The sequence below is a fragment of the Trichothermofontia sp. genome (assembly GCF_053493415.1).
Genome location: NZ_JBRCAD010000104.1, coordinates 1 through 16598 on the forward strand (window position 1 = coordinate 1; position 16598 = coordinate 16598).

Below are 16598 nucleotides of genomic sequence, written 5' to 3' on the forward strand. Positions count from 1 at the left end.
AAAGCAGGGATGACAGCTAGATTGAGGGGGATTGCGATCGGGTATCGGTCTAATTAGGTGCTCAAATCAGGCGCGGGGCTGGCTCGATTCACCCCTAAGACCCAAAGTACACTAGGTTGCGCACTGGTTTGGGGAGGCCTGGGGTGTCTGTAGCGTTGTACACTAGGTCGCACAAAGGTTTGGGGAGGCCTGGGGTGTCTGTAGCGTTTTGGGAGTTTTTACGCCTCTATGCCGACGGTCCAACCCTTATCTGTGCTACCGGCTCCGAAGCCGCAATGGTTGTTGGGTCACTCTCCCCTCTTTGCCCAAGATCCGCTGCAATTTTTATGCCATTGTGAGCAAACCTATCGGGGGATGGTGCCACTGCGATTGGGGCTGTCCCAGGCGTGTCTGCTGACGAATCCCGCCTACATTGAGGCCGTCCTGCGGGAACACACAATCTTCATCAAAGATACTCCGGGTTGGCGCGCCATTCGCACATTGGTCGGGATCGGATTGCTCACCAGTGAAGGGGCGTTCTGGGCAAAACAACGACGCTTGACCCAACTGGTTTTTCACCAACAACGCATCAATACCTATAGCGGTTTAATGGTGGCTGCAACGGAAAAACTGCAACACCGTTGGCAAGCAGGCGATCGCCGAGATATCCACCAAGACATGATGCATCTAACCCTGGATATTGTGACCCGCACGCTGTTTAACCTGGAGATGGTCGGGGAGGATGCCCAGATAATAGAACGGGCACTCAGTCTGAGTATGGCTTGGTTTTCACGACAACAAAAGCAAGGATTTTCGCTACCGCCTTGGTTACCCTTTCCCTATACGCAACGCTATCTGAAGGCTGTGGCGGCCCTAGATCAGGTGATCGATCGCTTGATTCAGGAACGACGGGCCAGTGGCGATGCCCCGGAGGATTTGCTCTCCCTGCTGCTGCAAGTACGGGATGAGGATGGCAGCCAGATGAGCGATCGCCAACTGCGCGATGAACTCAAAACCCTGATCCTAGCTGGTCATGAAACGACAGCCAATACTTTGGCATGGACGTGGATGCTTTTGGCCCAGCACCCTGAGTGTGAGGCAAAGCTTTGGCAGGAATTAGATACGGTTTTACAGGGCCGATCGCCCACGTTACTTGATATTCCCAACCTTCCCTATACGCAACAGGTTTTACAAGAAGCCATGCGGTTGTATCCCCCAGTCGTTGTCCTAGCGCGATCGGCAACCCAGGATTATGCGTTGGACGGCTATCAAATTCCGAAGAATTGCATCATGCTGAGTAGCCCGTGGGCCATGCAGCGTAGCGATCGCTATTTTGCCAATCCCTTGGCGTTTCAACCAGAGCGGTGGCAAGACGGTTTAGAAAAGCAGCTACCTAAATGTGTCTATTTCCCCTTTGGGGATGGGCCGCGTATTTGTATTGGTAAAAGCTTTGCCCAAATGGAGGCGGTTTTAATTCTGGCGACTCTGGCACAACAGTATCAACTCCAGTTAGTGCCGGGGCAAACCATTACCCCTTTCCCTTCGATTACATTGCGGCCTAAACCGGGCATTCAGGTGCAACTCATCCGTCGTCAGGCAGTATCAACTTGAGTCATTACGGGCCAGATCCAGCCCGACAAACATTACATAATTTACATAATTAATCATGCGCTACCCTAGTACCCCGTCCCTTAACCTAAGATCAGAACGCTAAGGTTGATGACACTGCCTCTGACTTCGGCTTCACCTGCAATGCTGAACCCTGCCAAATCATCCGGATCTGAGGTCCAAACCTGGACGTGGCGAGGGTTTCCGATCGCCTACCAAAGCCAGGGGGAAACCGGCCCCGCCCTCGTGCTTGTCCACGGTTTTGGCGCATCCCTAGGGCACTGGCGTAAGAATTTGCCCGCGTTGGCGGCGTCCTGTCGAGTCTACGCGATCGATCTGTTGGGATTCGGCGGTTCAGCCAAACCCAAACCCCAAGGGGAGGTAAACTATACGTTTGCAACCTGGGCTGCCCAGTTGGCAGATTTCTGTCGGGAAGTCGTGGGAGATCAGGCGTTTTTTGTCGGAAATTCGATCGGCTGTGTAGCAGTCATGCAAACGGCGGTATCGGCTCCGGATCTGGTCCAGGGGGTCGTGCTGCTCAATTGTTCCTTGCGGTTATTGCACGATCGCAAGCGGGCGAATTTACCCTGGGTGCAACGCTGGGGGGCACCGCTGTTGCAACGCCTGTTTACCTCGCGCTGGTTGGGACAACTTTTTTTCCGTCAATTTGCCCGTCCGGCAACGGTGCGCAAAATTTTGCTGCAAGCCTATGGCAACACCGAGGCGGTGACCGATGAGTTGATCGAGTTGCTGATGGCTCCTGCCCAAGATCCAGGGGCAGTGGACGTGTTCCTGGCGTTTACCCGTTATTCCCAAGGTCCCTTGCCAGAGGATTTGCTGCCCATCCTGCCCTGTCCAGCCCTGATCCTGTGGGGAGCACAGGACCCGTGGGAACCGATCGCCCTGGGTCGCCAGCTTGCGGAGTTTCCGGCAGTTCAGCAATTTATCGAACTCCCAGAGGCCGGCCATTGTCCCCAGGATGAAATTCCTGAAGTCGTTAATGCCCTGATTCAGGATTGGGTATACACCCAAATCGCTCCTAACCTTTGACACACACCACTTGCTTTAAACTGGCCACCACCTCCACTAAATCCGACTGACTCGCCATAACTTCCTCGATCGGTTTATAGGCCGCCGGAATCTCATCAATCACCCCCGTATCCTTTCGGCACTCCACACCCTGGGTTTGTTGAATCAAATCATCCAGGGTAAATTCCTTTTTGGCCCGATGGCGCGACATCAAGCGTCCCGCACCGTGGGAACAGGAACAATAACTCTCCTCATTCCCCTTGCCCTTAACAATATAAGACCTAGCCCCCATTGAACCGGGAATAATACCATAATCTTCCGGCTGGGCACGGACGGCTCCCTTGCGAGTCACATACACATCTTCGCCAAAATGGACTTCCTTCTCCGCATAGTTGTGGTGGCAATTAATGATCATCAGGGAGCGGGTTGGCTGACCACCAGCCAGGTATTTTTCAATAATGTGTTGGCATCGGGCCATCATCACATCCCGGTTAAAGTGGGCATAGGCTTGTGCCCATTGCAAATCGTGCCAATAGGCGGCAAACTCCGGGGTTCCAGCCAGAAAATAGGCGAGATCGGGATCAGGGAGGGACTGCTGGGCCAATTTCATCAAGCCCTTCGCCGTCTCGATATGCTGTTGAGCTAACATATTCCCGATATTGCGCGAACCAGAATGAAGCATCAACCAAACCGCATCGTCGGTATCGAGACAGACCTCAATAAAATGGTTACCACCCCCCAGCGATCCTAATTGCTTCATGGCCTTGCCTTCGAGGTGTTGTACCCCCGGATGCAAGTCCTTAAAGTTGCGCCAGCCCTGCCAGTTAGTGACGGTTTTTTCAACTGTCTTATTTTCATCAAAACCCACCGGAATAGCTGCTTCAATATCGAGACGAATTTTTTTTAGTTTTCCCTCTAGGTGTTTAGCTTGAAATCGTGTTTTGATGGCACACATACCGCAGCCAATATCGACGCCGACCGCTGCCGGAATAATCGCTTCCTTGGTGGCAATCACTGACCCTACCAACGCCCCTTTGCCCAGATGAACATCCGGCATCAGGGCGATATGTTTATAGACAAAAGGTAATGACGCCATGCTCTTCGCCATGCGCAATTCTTCATGACCTAATTCATGGCTCGCCCAGGAAAGAACCGGAGCGGGGGTGGTGAGATCTAATGCTTCAAAGGGCATGGCTTGCCTCCAGGGGGCGCGATCGCGAGCCGGAACGATCGCTGTACTCAGTCAATCAAAAAGCCGTTGTGGGGTAAGCATCCTGCCTGCCACCCAGACAGCTCAGATGGCGAGGCCACATTTAATTTGCGATCGACGGATACTATAATTCTGTCCAGAATTGCATCGGCTCGACAACTGGATCGGATATCCGGGTAGGAACGTAGATTGCACAGCAAAACGACCACGATCGTTGTGATTGGGGGAGGCGCAGCAGGGGTCTTTGGGGCGATCGTGGCGGCAGAAGCCCACCCCAACAGCCGCATCTGCATTGTAGAAGCGGGACCCCAGCCCCTCGCGAAGGTGCGCATTTCCGGCGGCGGGCGCTGTAATGTTACCCATGCCTGCTTTGACCCCGCCACCCTCTGTCAAGCCTATCCCCGTGGCAGCCGGGCACTGCGCGGTCCCTTCACCCGTTTCCAGCCCCGCGATACGATCGCCTGGTTTGCCGCCCACGGGGTTCCCCTGAAGACCGAAGCCGATGGCCGGATGTTTCCCGTCAGTGACGACTCCGAAACGATCGTCCAATGTCTCTTGCAAGCCGCCGCTCGGGCCGGGGTGCAATTGCGAACCCAAGCCCCCGTAGTACGAGTAGACTCTCAGGATCACCAGTTGCGAGCCGTTCTGCGATCGGGCGAAGTCATCACGGGCGATCGGGTCCTCCTTGCCACGGGCAGTCATCCCCGTGGCTACCAGATTGCCCAACAGTTAGGGCATACCCTGCAACCGCCCGTCCCGTCTCTTTTTACCTTTAATGTGACCGATCCCCGGCTGCAAGATCTCGCGGGGGTCAGTGTTGCCAACGTCCACCTGCGACTGCGGGTAGGTACGGCCACCTTAACCCAAACCGGCCCCTTACTCATCACCCACTGGGGCCTGAGTGGACCCGCTGTCCTCAAACTATCGGCTTGGGGCGCACGATCGCTCCAGGCGCATCGTTATCAAGCGCACCTCCTGATTAACTGGGTACCCGACTTCACCCCCGATCGCCTTCGCACGCTGCTGCTGACGACGAAACAAACCTGGGCCAAACGGGCGATCGCAGCCCACTGTCCCTTGCCCCTGCCCCGCCGCCTCTGGCAAAGCCTAGTTCACCATGTGGGGATTGCGCCCGAGCGCCATTGGGCCGAACTCGCGAAAACCGCCCTCAATCAACTCAGCGACCAACTCCTGCGGGGGGACTATGCTGTTACGGGTAAAGGTGTTTTTAAGGAAGAATTTGTGACCTGTGGCGGTGTGTCCCTGCCGGAAGTGGACTTCAAAACAATGGCCAGCCGCTGCTGTCCCGGCCTTTACCTCGCAGGCGAAATCCTGGATATTGATGGCATTACGGGGGGCTTTAACTTCCAAAACGCGTGGACAACAGGCTGGTTGGCCGGACAGGCAATGGGCGGTCCCTAATCCCAACCTCGGTTATATCCCGATCGCCGTTCGACAAAACTTTCCAAATCGTCAATCTTATGCCGTCGCTGGCGACGAATTTCCGCCTCGACCCGCTTCATACAGTAGAAATCCCAGACCAGAAAGATGAAGAGGAGGAGCAGCAACACCGTTGCCATGATCTAAATCTCCAGGTTTGGACGGCACAAGACACCATTGAGCATGGCGGACTTTCCTGTTGCTAACTGTACCGATTTTGACGGGTGGGTGCAAATCGAGGGCACGGCTCAGCGGCAGGGTAGACATAGAGCCTCATGCGCTCGCATCAGGCAAGGGTGGCGTCGGGCATTCTACCTAACCAGAAACAGCCGCGACGGCTATCCCACAGGATTTAAGGCATAATTCTTCCCGATCGCGTCAGTCAAGGTATAACGGCAAGATGCATGGCTTTATCCCCCCAGATCGCTTTTTCCCCTATCTGACTTGGACCCAAATTGCCGCGTTGCCCGATCGGGACGCCGTGGTCCTGCTGCAACCGATCGGTGCGATCGAACAACATGGCCCCCACCTGCCGTTGATCGTCGATAGCGCGATCGCCACTGCTGTCATCGGTCGAGCATTGCAGGATCTGCGTCCGGATATCCCTGCCTATGCCCTGCCCACGCTGTACTACGGCAAATCCAACGAACACTGGCATTTCCCCGGCACCGTTACCCTCACGGCCCAGACCCTACTGGCCCTGTTAATGGAGGTAGGGGAAAGTCTTTATCGAGCAGGATTTCGCAAGCTGGCCTTCGTCAACGCCCACGGTGGCCAACCCCAAGTTATCGAGATGGCGGCACGGGATTTACACCAGCGCTATGGTGACTTTTGGGTATTCCCCCTGTTTGTCTGGCGTGTCCCCCACGGGGCCGAAACCCTGTTAACCCCTAAGGAGCAGGAATTCGGTATCCATGCCGGGGATGCGGAAACAAGCCTGATGCTTGCGCTGTTGCCGGATCAGGTCCACATGGATGAGGCGGTGGCTGAATACCCGCCCGATTTACCCGCCGATAGTCTTCTGAGCGTTGAGGGTAAACTTCCCTTTGCCTGGGTGACCCAGGATATCAGCCAGAGTGGGGTCATGGGTGATCCGCTCCCGGCAACGCGGGCAAAGGGCGAGCGCCTCTTGGCGAGTCTCAGCCGGAGTTGGGTCCAAGTGATCGAAAATTTATATACCTTTCAGCCGCCCAGAAGGGGCTAAGCCCCTAACACCGAGCAATGACCGGGCGTTGCCCAGGTATCGCATCGCTCCCCGCACGATGGCTAACCGCAGGCCACGCCAGGCTAATGCAAGAAGTGCCGTTTGCCCGTAAACACCATTGCGATGCCCAAGTCATTCGCGGCTTGAATGGAATCCGCATCCCGGACACTGCCTCCCGGCTGTACGATCGCGCTCACCCCTGCCGCCGCCGCCGCCTGCACCGAGTCCGCAAAAGGGAAAAAGGCGTCACTGGCAAGGACGGCCCCCTGGGCCTGCTCGCCTGCCTGGGTCAGGGCAATTTGCACCGCGCCAACCCGGTTCATCTGACCTGCCCCCACGCCCACGGTGGTGCGATCGCGGGTGACCACGATCGCATTGGATTTCACGTGCTTCACCACTTTCCAGGCGAACAGGAGTTCGACCATTTCTGCCGGGGTGGGCTGCTTCTGGGTTACCACTTGCCAGGTGTGGGTATCCATGTCCTCGGTATTGCCGCGATCGGCGGTCTGGGCCAGGAAGCCCCCGGCAATTACCTTAACGGTGATGGGTTCGCCCGTCGTGAGATCGGGCAGGATTAAAAGGCGCAGCTTGGATTTTTTCTGAAGGATAGCCGCCGCATCAGGATCACAGGCCGGTGCCAGAATACATTCCAAAAAGGTTTGGCTCAGACGTTCGGCGGTGGCCCCATCGATCGCCTGGTTAAGGGCCACAATGCCCCCAAAGGCCGAAGTGGCATCGGCCTTAAAGGCACGATCGTAGGTTTCTGCCAAATCATCCCCTAGGGCTACCCCACAGGGATTGGTGTGTTTGAGGATAGCAACCGCCGCTTGCTCCGGCCCAAATTCAGCGATCAAGGCCCGCGCGGCTTCGAGATCGACCAGGTTGTTGTAGCTCAATTCCTTACCTTGCATCTGGGTGGCAGCGGCCCAACCCCGTGGTGTGGTCCCACTGCGATACCAAACGGCGGCCTGGTGGGGATTTTCGCCATAGCGCAAACTCTGGTGCTGTTGCCCTGACACGAGCAGGGTTTCGGGTAAAGGGCGAATTTCACCCTCCGCCTGGAAGTGTTGGCTGAGGTAGGCGGTAATGGCCCGATCGTAGGCAGCGGTATGTTCAAAAGCTTTGAGGGCACAGGCTTGCCGAAAGGCGAGGGATGGTTCCCCCCCCTGCTGGCGCAATTCCTGGAGGTAGGCGTCGTACTGGCTGGGGTCACACAGGATCGTGACGAAAGCATGGTTTTTGGCGCTGGCCCGGACGAGGGTGGGGCCACCAATATCAATTTGTTCAATCGCATCGCTCAGAGCAACCCCAGGTTGGGCGATCGTTTGCTCAAAGGGGTAGAGATTCACCACCACCAGCTCGATCGCGGGGATGTCGTTGGCGGCAAGGTCTGCCCGATCGTCCGCCCGATCACGACGGGCCAGAATACCCCCATGAATGCGGGGGTGGAGGGTTTTGACCCGGCCCCCCAGGATTTCCGGCGACCCCGTGTGTTCTGCCACCTTGATCACCGGTAGGTCCGCGTCCTTCAGCGCTTGGGCCGTGCCGCCGCTACTGACTAGGGTGAAACCAAATTCCTGAACGAGGGTCTGGGCTAACGCGACCAGTCCAGACTTGTTTGACACACTCAGCAGTGCTAGCCGTGCCATGCCCGTACAATCCTCATTGAAACAATGCTGTCAGCAGACACGTATCCGGTACGCACCGCCGGGGGCGATCGCAGTGGGGATGGGGTGCTGCTGACGGTTGAACACTGATGAACGAGGTTATTATACGTTGCGTCTTTCTGTCTAGAATCCCCCCAGAAGACTGCCGATCCCTGAGGTAACCGAGACGACGCTGCCACGTTCAATGGGTGATCGCGTCTGAGGATAGCTTGGGACAGCATCCGTGGGGGGTTGGGCGGCGGTTATGCGGTGACGCATTGCCTAGGGGCAGGCAAACTGGGGACGGGCGATCGTGGGGATCTGGAGGACATTTGGGTCCAGCCCGTCGGCTTCCAAATGCAGCATGGTCAACATTTCCGTCCAGGCACGGGTTAACGCGGGATCATCAGGCCGCTCACAGGCGGCAGCCGCTAGGGTCGTGAGGGCATCGTTCCAGATCCCATTTTTCGCAATTGCTAGCGCTTTAACCCCAGCCTGCCCGCTGACTGGCTCGGTGTTGGCGGCGACCCGTTGGATAGTCCCCCCAACCCAGTAGATATTCCGCTCGGCATCCTCATCTACCCCATCCACATGGCCAACCGCACTACAGATGGGGTTAACCCGCCAGTTATACGCTTCTCCCACCGCCAATGCGATCGCATCGGGAGGCAGGGTTACACTGTAAATACCGGGTTGACCCTTGGGGATCATCACCGTTGTTGCGTAGACCGTTTCGCCACTGCGTTGGGAGACGAGTTGAAAATGCACCTGCTCTGTTTTCGGCAGGGTTCTAAAATTTTCCAGATCAGGCCGGAACGTTCCTTGGTACCAAAAAATCGTGGGTTGGGCTGATGTGGTTAGGCTAATCCCATTTTCGGGTACAAGTGCAATTGGCAAAACCGGAATTTCATGGCCTTTTTGACCGATCACATAGTCAGGGAAGCAAGGGCCACCCCGTGTACCACCGACCACGCGCCGCCCCGGCATTCCGCGCTGGGCGATCGCGGGTAAATTAACAGCAGTTGCACCAAGTACACTTATCAGGAAGAGGCCAGCCAAGCGTTTGGTTAATGGATGGAATCCCATAGAAAACACCTCATTCACTATGATGCGTCATACGCTCTCGCAACAGTTTTTGTCTAAGAGGGTGTTTGAAAAGTCAAAAAACTAGCCGTTTGGGCGACTGAAGTCGCCACTACAAACGCCAAGCAACACTTAGAATAGTAGAATAGCCAAATGTTGAGGTTCGTAGTCGCGATTCTAACTGTGATCCTCCTCTTCAAACATCCCTCTAAGAACTGTGCTGTATGCTCATTAACACCATTAAATCAATGTCATCAAATTCTAAACTTTGAACGGGCAGCGAATTTGCCCTACCCTTCAGAGTTTCTAACTATAAATTCCCTCACTAAGACAGAAATTCCGCATAAAATTCCTGAGAATGTCCGTAAATTTTGGGAGTACCCGATTAACTTCCTGATTGACTTTATAATACCCAAACGCCAATCGGTGTATGTTTATACACTTAATGATGGGATAACCCCTTAGTTGGCGATTGTCGCTAGCATCCTGTAAAAAACAGCCGTTTTAATTCGGATAAACCTATGTGGCAACGATTGATTTCCATCCTGTTGGGATTAGGGTTACTCACCAGTATCCTCGTGGTTGGTTCCCCTACCCGTGCCCAATTTAGCAATACGGACTGGCGCATATCCCAATTGGAAACGGAGTTAGGAAATCTGCGATCGCAGGTCAACCGCCTAGCCGCTAGTGTCGATCGCCCGCCGCCCGTCCCCCTCCCGCCTAATCCTGCTACGATATCAAGCCCTGCCCCATCGCTGGAGGCAAGCGAGGCAGCCGCGTCTCGCTTTACGCGGTTGGCCACCCTGGTGGTTGAATTACGGCAGGAGATCCGTGACTTGCAAGCACGGGTACACGCCTTGGAAACCCGTTGACGTTTTCCCAAGGCATCAATTACTCCAATTGTCACTGGAGAATTAATGGGGCACACAAGATGTCTAGCTCATCAGAAAAGTGTCAACGGGATAGGCAAAATGCCTAAAAGGGCAGGCAAGCTGCCTACCCCACAAGAAAAGTGTCAATGGGGCAGGCAAGCTGCCTAGCAATCACGCGATCAGGGACTTGACTTTCGCCATGATGCCCACGGGGTCAATGCCTTGGTAGGGGTACTGTTCCCAGAGACCACCGCAGCCTTCCTCGTGGGTACCCAAGTAAGCATACTTCGGTGCGAACCCCCGCTCTAGTAGCCAGGAGCCGAAGCGGCTACCGAGGCCCGTTTTACGGTTGAAGGCTTCCACGACTAGCACAAAGGGGGCCTTGCCAATCTTGGCCATCATGTCCTCATCGACAACGTTGAGGGTCGGTTTGTTGATCAGGCCCACATCAATGCCCTCCTGCTTCAGGCGCTCCACCGCATCCAACGCCCGGTACAGGGCATCCCCAAAGCTGACGATATAACCGGCAGTCCCCTCGCGGATCACCTCATCCTTACCAGGAGCGAACAGATAATCACCGCTAAACATTTCCTTGCCCTCGGTGTCCAGGATCATCGGCACCTTCGATCGCGTTGAGAAGACAAACCGCAGACCGGGCTGGTGGAAAATGGTCTCGATACAGGCTTCCATCTGGCGGGGATCGGCGGGGAAATAAAGTCGGGTTTCGTAGCCGTCATCCAGGCCGTTGTCGGCAAAAAAATTGTTAATGCCGAAGTGACAGGTATTGTCGGCCATGTCGTCGATCCCGGCATGGGAGAAGTGGCAGAGGACATTGGAGTTATTGAGCCGCGCCATTGTGATTTCGGAAATGATCATCTCCAGGAAGGCGCTGAAGGTGGCGAAAATGCCCTGGCGGTCCTCCTCCATGCCAAAACCGGCTGCCGCAGAGAAGTTGCAGCGCTCCATGATGCCACCGCTGACGAAGATTTCCGGGAACGCCTTGCGGATTTGCGCCAAACCACAGGACCCCTCCAGATCACTATCGACGCACAATACTTTTTGCTTGCGATCCTCTTCGCTCATGCGGCCCAGGATCGAGACCACGACATCCCCGAAGACATTGCGGTTAGCTCCGGTTTCACTGCTTGACCCCAGGAAGGTGTAGGTGTTTTGGGGCTTTTCAATGCTCTTGAGGTACTCGACCGCTGCCGTGCGACCGCGTGCTTCCAGGTATTGCAGCGCCAGTTTCACCGAAATCACATCATGACCGTGGTTTGAGCCTTCCAAGCCTTCAATGCCCACCGCCATTGGCCGCTTGTTGATCACCGCGATCGGTCCCGGTGTGTTAATCGCTTGGCAAATGCGGCTGTAGAGACCGTCCAGATCTTCGCCATCCCCCTCCAGGACCGTCAGCCCATGCCCTGACAGGGTCTTCGCCAGACTGAAGCCGGGGAGATAGTGGGAGGGGTTTCCGGCGATCGTCACGTCATTGTCATCAATCAGCAGCTTCACATTAATATTCTTAGCCACCGCCATTCGAGCTGCTTCCGCGTCATTCCCCTCCTGCTGGGAACCATCCGACCCCAGACAGAAGACGGCTTTGTCGGGGTGGGCTAGGGCCACGCCATTGACATAGGGCCACATGTGCCCTAAGCGCCCAGAACTAAACTTCACCCCTGGGGTTAACCCTAATTCCGGGTGACCGGGCAGGGTGGAGTGGGCTTCCCGGTAGCGCATTAACTGTTCGGCGGGTAAGTCATGGTTCAACGCCGCCCACAGGTATTGGGTTGCCACCCGGTGTCCCGCTTCATCGAAAAAGATCGGCACAAACTTATCCGGTGCGCCCCGGAAAAATGCATCCAGGATCACCACTTCCGGCACCGTATCGTAGGGACCGCCCGTGTGACCGCCCACCCCTTTGGCAGCGCCCGTTGCGGTGAAGAAGACGATCGCATCCCGACAGAGTTGGATATTGGCCTGAAGTGCTGCTTTTTGGTCGGACGTTAGGGTGGAACTAGCCGGATCAAGCTTAATCCGCTGGTAGGCACTTAGATCGATCGGGAAGTTGGCGCTGGTCATAGAAAATTTCCTGGACAAAGCAGATTAACGTCCATCTTCGGGGAGAACGATCCCCTCTGTCTACTAAGCACATATTAAGAACTTTAAGCAATGGGTCCTGGGGACAAAAATTCAATGCAACTGACGTTTCTGGTAAGGGAAACGGGTTAACTAAACCTATTGGGACCGGCTTCGCACTTGGGGAAATGATGGGGTCCCAGTTGTTCAAGTTGCAAAAGAGAACGCGATCGCTATGCTTGCGAGAGTCTGGAGTGCATCCCTAGTTGGCATTGATGCGGTGAAGGTGGGGGTCGAAATTGATGTTTCCGGGGGCTTACCGGGCATTACGGTGGTGGGGTTACCCGATGCGGCGGTGCAGGAGTCGCGGGAACGGGTGCGGGCGGCGCTGAAAAATGCGGGCTATGTCTTCCCCATGCGCAAGGTGGTGATTAACCTGACGCCTGCCGATTTACGCAAGGAAGGCCCCAGTTTTGATTTACCCATTAGTGTGGGCATTCTGGCGGCGTCAGAGCAGGTGAGCGCGGAACAGTTGGATCAGTATTTATTTCTAGGGGAAGTCTCCCTGGATGGCAGTTTGCGGGCGATCGCCGGGGTGTTGCCGATCGCCGCCACGGCCCAGCAGTTGGGCATCTCCACCCTGGTAGTCCCCGCCGACAACGCCCAGGAGGCGGCTGTTGTGAAGGGCCTGAAGGTCTATGGGTTTCAGCATGTGGCCGATGTTGCCGACTTTCTCAATAACCCCGGCTCGTACCAACCGACCCAACTGGACCCGAAGGAAGAATTACTCCGTCAGCAGCGCAGCCATTTAGACTTAAAAGATGTCAAAGGCCAAGCCCATGCGCGTCGGGCACTGGAAATTGCGGCGGCAGGGGGCCATAACCTGATTTTTGTGGGACCTCCCGGCAGTGGGAAAACCATGCTAGCCCGTCGGTTACCGGGGATTTTGCCGCCGTTGACCTTTGACGAGGCCCTAGAGGTGACCCAAATCCATTCCGTGGCGGGGTTACTCAAGGATCGCGGGCGGTTAGTGGGCACTCGCCCCTTCCGCAGCCCTCACCATTCGGCCTCTGGACCTTCCCTGGTGGGCGGGGGTAGCTTTCCGCGCCCGGGGGAAATTTCCCTGGCCCATCGCGGGGTCTTATTTCTGGATGAACTGACGGAATTTAAGCGGGATGTCCTGGAATTTCTGCGCCAACCCCTCGAAGATGGGCAGGTAACGATTTCCCGCACCCGCCAGTCGGTGATGTTTCCGGCCCAATTTATGCTGGTGGCCAGTACCAACCCCTGTCCCTGCGGTTATTTTGGCGACACGATCCAACCCTGCACCTGTTCCCCCCGCCAACGGGAGCAATACTGGGCCAAACTCTCTGGTCCCCTCATGGATCGCATTGATCTGCAAGTCGCGGTGAACCGCCTCAAGCCAGAGGAAATTACCCGCCAACCCCAAGGGGAGGCATCGGCGAGGGTGCGCGATCGCGTCCAAATTGCCCGTGCGCAGGCGCAGCAACGGTTCCAGGACGAACCCACGGTGCGATCGAATGCGGAAATGCAAAGCCGTCATCTGCGCCAGTGGTGCCGGTTGGATGATACCAGTCAAACCCTTCTGGAAGCCGCGATTCGCAAATTGGGGTTATCGGCACGGGCGACCGATCGCATCCTCAAGGTCAGCCGCACGATCGCCGATTTAGCCGGGGAGGAACAGATCCAGAGTCAGCATGTGGCGGAGGCAATTCAATACCGGACGATCGATCGGATGTCCTAGTAATAGCGCGATGCTCCAGACGTGACGCTGGCTGATGTTGGCTTGCAATCCTTGCGCGGGCAGGGGGGGTTGGCTGGAGTCCTTCGCTGTTTTCTCTGGGTTTTCTCTGGTATGTACGACAACGTTTGCAAATTCCTGGCCGAAACCTATACGCAAGACTTTGCCCAGTGGTTATTGGGCGACACCATTGGCTTAACCCAACTCAGCCCCTCGGAGTTGTCCGTTGAACCGATGCGGGCTGATGCGCTGATTTTGCTGGCTGCCGACCAGCTCTTGCTCCAGATCGAATTTCAAACCCAACCAGAGGCCCCAATTCCCTATCGCATGGCCGAGTATCGCCTACGCGGTTACCGCCGGTATCCCAATCTGCCCATGCGCCAACTTGTGATTTACCTCAAACCGACGCGATCGGAGCGGGTCTACCAAACCGTATTTGCAATTTCGGGAATGCGCCATGAGTTTGAGGTGATTCGGCTGTGGGAATGTTCTCCCGATGACCTGTTACCGTTCCCCGGCTTGTGGCCATTAGCGATCCTATGTGGCACGCCCGATAAAACCGCTACCCTCCGGGAAATCGCCCAACGAATTGAACGTTTGCCCGATCGCGGCATTAAAGGGAACGTCGCTGCTGCCACCGCTGTCCTAGCGGGCTTAGTATTAGAGAAAACAGTGATTCAGCAAATCCTGCGGGAGGAGATTGTGAAGGAATCGGTGATCTATCAAGACATCCTGAGCAAAGGGGTACAACAAGGACTCCAGCAAGGACTCCAACGCGAGATCTCGCTGGTGTTGCGGCTGCTCAAACACCGCTTTGGTGATCTGGAACCCGCACTAGAAACCCGCATTCGATCGCTGCCCGTGGAGCAATTGGAAGCCTTGGGTGAGGCATTACTCGATTTCACCCAGCCGGAAGCGGTGACCACCTGGCTAGATCACCACGCTTAAGCGGCATCCCAGGGCGGCCAATATTTGGGCATTCAGCGTTGGGAGCGTATTGCCGGAGTGCGATTGTTGAGAGGCGGATCGCTTGCTATGATTCAGGCCATTGCTATGATTCAGGCCATGTCTAGCTTCCACTCCTCGATCAGAGTAGGATTAACTTCCCAAGAGGCAGGCAATGTTAACTGATTGTAATTAACTGGTTGTCATTAAAATACTCCCTTACAATTCCCCTAAGTGCTGCTTCATCAACCCTTCAACCATCATCTGTCACAACAATGGGTGAACTCATTCTAGTCTTAGATGGCAATCTAGAAGTTATTGATGAGAACTGGTTAATTGACATCAACTCTCCTTACATATTAGCAATCCAGTCGTGATCGCTCGCTAAATCTAGGACGATCGCGACTCTTCAAACCCAACCCAATGCCAAAATTCCCTGCGGTATGGCATGACTTGAGTTATCTTGGATTTTTTATCCCCAAGCGTGTGATGAATGAGCGTTGTGTTCAAGCCGACGTTGACTGCTGTCCGGCGTCTTGATCTAGGAAACTTTAACGAGTACCTGATCGCCCTCAATTTTGGCGGCATAGGTTGCTAAGGGTTTATTCGCAGGCCCCTTGGCAACAGCACCATTGGGTTGAAATTGGGACCCGTGACAGGGACAGGCAAAACGGGACTGGGAGCCGTTCCAACGTACCGTACACCCCCGGTGAGGACAGGCTGCACTCACCGCAATCAGGTTAGCCGCATTGGCTGGGTCCCGGATAACTGCTACCCCATTCGGCGCAAAATCTTTGTTGATAATGGCTCCAGACTGGTTCAGTTGGGCCACGGTTCCAATCGCTACAAAGCCGTCCGATCGCGGCGTTGCCGCAAGGCGACGATCGGGGGATACCCCTGGCGGCCTCGAGGGTGTGGCGGGGGAGGGAGCCGCTTGGCTCGGCGACAGGCAGGCCGCGATCGCCACCGGCAGGGAACTCGCCAGGGTGCCAAAGCCAACCCAGACCATAAATTCACGTCGTTTCATACGAAATCTCCTTGGGCACGCCGCGTGCGGTTGATGGGGTAACAGGCCTAGGGGATGGGGCATCCCCCTTAGAGCCTAGCGCAGAGCCGAGGCGAGGACCTAGGCAAGATCCGGGAACACGTCCTTGACAGCGGGATGCACCAGCCGCTGTTGGTGAACATTCAATCCCTTAGCCAAGGCCAGATCAGTTTCTAGGGCTTTCAGACCGTGATCGGCTAGCTTCACAACATAGGGTAAGGTGCTGTTATTGAGGGCTTGGGTTGCTGTCCAGGGGACAGCCCCCGGCATATTGGGGACCCCATAATGCACCACCCCGGCCTCCACATAGGTGGGTTGGGTATGGGAGGTGGGCCGTAGGGTTTCGACACAGCCCCCCTGATCAACAGCCACATCAACAATCACTGACCCTGGACGCATCTGTTCGACCAACGATCGCGGCACCAGGAGGGGTGCCCGTCGCCCTGGGACTAAGACAGCCCCAATCAATAGGTCAGCATTCCTAACTGCAGCATCCACCTGGCTGGGATGGCTATACAACAGTTCTACGCGAAAACCAAACAAGGTTTCCAGATAGGCCAAGCGATCGACATTGATATCCAGAATTTTCACTTGGGCACCGAGACCGATCGCCATCCGGGCGGCCTCCGTCCCCACAACGCCGCCCCCCAGGATCACCACCTGACCCGGTTGCACCCCCGGTACGCCGCCCAGGAGCAC

General features: G+C 55.8%; 14 protein-coding genes. 7 read left to right on the forward strand and 7 right to left on the reverse strand.

Going from position 1 to position 16598, the window contains the following annotated elements:
* Positions 1–228 precede the first annotated feature (228 nt).
* Positions 229–1590 carry a cytochrome P450 gene (locus ACWIUF_RS08760; protein ID WP_448571942.1) on the forward strand — a complete coding sequence of 454 codons (1362 nt, stop codon included), beginning with the start codon at positions 229–231 and terminating at the stop codon, positions 1588–1590.
* A 141-nt stretch (positions 1591–1731) separates the two neighbouring features.
* Positions 1732–2637 (forward strand): alpha/beta fold hydrolase, encoded by a 906-nt coding sequence (locus ACWIUF_RS08765; RefSeq protein ID WP_448571944.1) that lies wholly within the window; start codon positions 1732–1734, stop codon positions 2635–2637.
* Here the strand turns inward: ACWIUF_RS08765 and ACWIUF_RS08770 are convergent.
* The gene (locus ACWIUF_RS08770; protein WP_448571945.1) at positions 2627–3808 is read right to left on the reverse strand and encodes an RtcB family protein; all 1182 of its coding nucleotides are present in this window, start codon (positions 3806–3808) and stop codon (positions 2627–2629) included. The two genes, ACWIUF_RS08765 and ACWIUF_RS08770, sit on opposite strands and share 11 nt — an antisense overlap.
* Positions 3809–4015: 207 nt before the next feature.
* Here ACWIUF_RS08770 and ACWIUF_RS08775 point away from each other — a divergent pair, with 207 nt between their 5' ends.
* Complete coding sequence (locus ACWIUF_RS08775) at positions 4016–5248, forward strand: NAD(P)/FAD-dependent oxidoreductase (protein WP_448571946.1); 1233 nt, start codon at positions 4016–4018, stop codon at positions 5246–5248.
* Here the strand turns inward: ACWIUF_RS08775 and ACWIUF_RS08780 are convergent.
* Positions 5245–5406, reverse strand: a complete 162-nt coding sequence (locus ACWIUF_RS08780; protein ID WP_448571948.1) for a hypothetical protein — start codon at positions 5404–5406, stop codon at positions 5245–5247. The two genes, ACWIUF_RS08775 and ACWIUF_RS08780, sit on opposite strands and share 4 nt — an antisense overlap.
* Positions 5407–5666: 260 nt before the next feature.
* On the opposite strand from ACWIUF_RS08780, the gene ACWIUF_RS08785 reads away from it, so the two are divergent.
* A complete protein-coding gene (locus ACWIUF_RS08785; RefSeq protein WP_448571949.1) occupies positions 5667–6470 on the forward strand; it encodes a creatininase family protein in 804 nt (267 codons plus the stop codon).
* A gap of 83 nt (positions 6471–6553) precedes the next feature.
* On the opposite strand, the gene purH is transcribed toward ACWIUF_RS08785, so the two are convergent.
* Together purH and ACWIUF_RS08795 are read right to left on the reverse strand one after the other, a co-directional pair.
* Positions 6554–8119 carry a bifunctional phosphoribosylaminoimidazolecarboxamide formyltransferase/IMP cyclohydrolase gene (gene purH, locus ACWIUF_RS08790; RefSeq protein WP_448571951.1) on the reverse strand — a complete coding sequence of 522 codons (1566 nt, stop codon included), beginning with the start codon at positions 8117–8119 and terminating at the stop codon, positions 6554–6556.
* A gap of 279 nt (positions 8120–8398) precedes the next feature.
* Positions 8399–9202, reverse strand: coding sequence for a DUF928 domain-containing protein (locus tag ACWIUF_RS08795; RefSeq protein WP_448571953.1), 804 nt, complete (start codon positions 9200–9202; stop codon positions 8399–8401).
* Between the two features lie 518 nt (positions 9203–9720).
* On the opposite strand from ACWIUF_RS08795, the gene ACWIUF_RS08800 reads away from it, so the two are divergent.
* On the forward strand, positions 9721–10071 hold the full coding sequence (locus ACWIUF_RS08800; RefSeq protein WP_448571955.1) for a hypothetical protein: 351 nt from the start codon (positions 9721–9723) through the stop codon (positions 10069–10071).
* 171 nt (positions 10072–10242) lie between these two features.
* Here the strand turns inward: ACWIUF_RS08800 and ACWIUF_RS08805 are convergent, their stop codons facing one another.
* Entirely contained in the window at positions 10243–12150 is a 1908-nt protein-coding gene (locus ACWIUF_RS08805; RefSeq protein WP_448571956.1) for a transketolase C-terminal domain-containing protein, read from the reverse strand.
* 232 nt (positions 12151–12382) lie between these two features.
* On the opposite strand from ACWIUF_RS08805, the gene ACWIUF_RS08810 reads away from it, so the two are divergent.
* Positions 12383–13912, forward strand: a complete 1530-nt coding sequence (locus ACWIUF_RS08810; protein WP_448571958.1) for a YifB family Mg chelatase-like AAA ATPase — start codon at positions 12383–12385, stop codon at positions 13910–13912.
* 111 nt (positions 13913–14023) lie between these two features.
* Positions 14024–14857, forward strand: a complete 834-nt coding sequence (locus ACWIUF_RS08815; RefSeq protein WP_448571960.1) for an Rpn family recombination-promoting nuclease/putative transposase — start codon at positions 14024–14026, stop codon at positions 14855–14857.
* 538 nt (positions 14858–15395) lie between these two features.
* On the opposite strand, the gene ACWIUF_RS08820 is transcribed toward ACWIUF_RS08815, so the two are convergent.
* Together ACWIUF_RS08820 and ACWIUF_RS08825 are read right to left on the reverse strand one after the other, a co-directional pair.
* The gene (locus ACWIUF_RS08820) at positions 15396–15881 is read right to left on the reverse strand and encodes a QcrA and Rieske domain-containing protein (RefSeq protein ID WP_448571961.1); all 486 of its coding nucleotides are present in this window, start codon (positions 15879–15881) and stop codon (positions 15396–15398) included.
* A 99-nt stretch (positions 15882–15980) separates the two neighbouring features.
* A partial coding sequence (locus ACWIUF_RS08825; RefSeq protein ID WP_448571962.1) for an alanine dehydrogenase occupies positions 15981–16598 on the reverse strand: 618 nt, incomplete at its 5' end.

Bases quoted from the DNA above. Each gene is read 5' to 3' on its own strand.
- ACWIUF_RS08760 (WP_448571942.1), top strand. From the start codon at position 229: ATGCCGACGGTCCAACCCTTATCTGTGCTACCGGCTCCGAAGCCGCAA.
- ACWIUF_RS08765 (WP_448571944.1), top strand. From the start codon at position 1,732: ATGCTGAACCCTGCCAAATCATCCGGATCTGAGGTCCAAACCTGGACG.
- ACWIUF_RS08770 (WP_448571945.1), bottom strand. From the start codon at position 3,808: ATGCCCTTTGAAGCATTAGATCTCACCACCCCCGCTCCGGTTCTTTCC.
- ACWIUF_RS08780 (WP_448571948.1), bottom strand. From the start codon at position 5,406: ATGGCAACGGTGTTGCTGCTCCTCCTCTTCATCTTTCTGGTCTGGGAT.
- ACWIUF_RS08785 (WP_448571949.1), top strand. From the start codon at position 5,667: ATGCATGGCTTTATCCCCCCAGATCGCTTTTTCCCCTATCTGACTTGG.
- purH (WP_448571951.1), bottom strand. From the start codon at position 8,119: ATGGCACGGCTAGCACTGCTGAGTGTGTCAAACAAGTCTGGACTGGTC.
- ACWIUF_RS08795 (WP_448571953.1), bottom strand. From the start codon at position 9,202: ATGGGATTCCATCCATTAACCAAACGCTTGGCTGGCCTCTTCCTGATA.
- ACWIUF_RS08800 (WP_448571955.1), top strand. From the start codon at position 9,721: ATGTGGCAACGATTGATTTCCATCCTGTTGGGATTAGGGTTACTCACC.
- ACWIUF_RS08805 (WP_448571956.1), bottom strand. From the start codon at position 12,150: ATGACCAGCGCCAACTTCCCGATCGATCTAAGTGCCTACCAGCGGATT.
- ACWIUF_RS08810 (WP_448571958.1), top strand. From the start codon at position 12,383: ATGCTTGCGAGAGTCTGGAGTGCATCCCTAGTTGGCATTGATGCGGTG.
- ACWIUF_RS08815 (WP_448571960.1), top strand. From the start codon at position 14,024: ATGTACGACAACGTTTGCAAATTCCTGGCCGAAACCTATACGCAAGAC.
- ACWIUF_RS08820 (WP_448571961.1), bottom strand. From the start codon at position 15,881: ATGAAACGACGTGAATTTATGGTCTGGGTTGGCTTTGGCACCCTGGCG.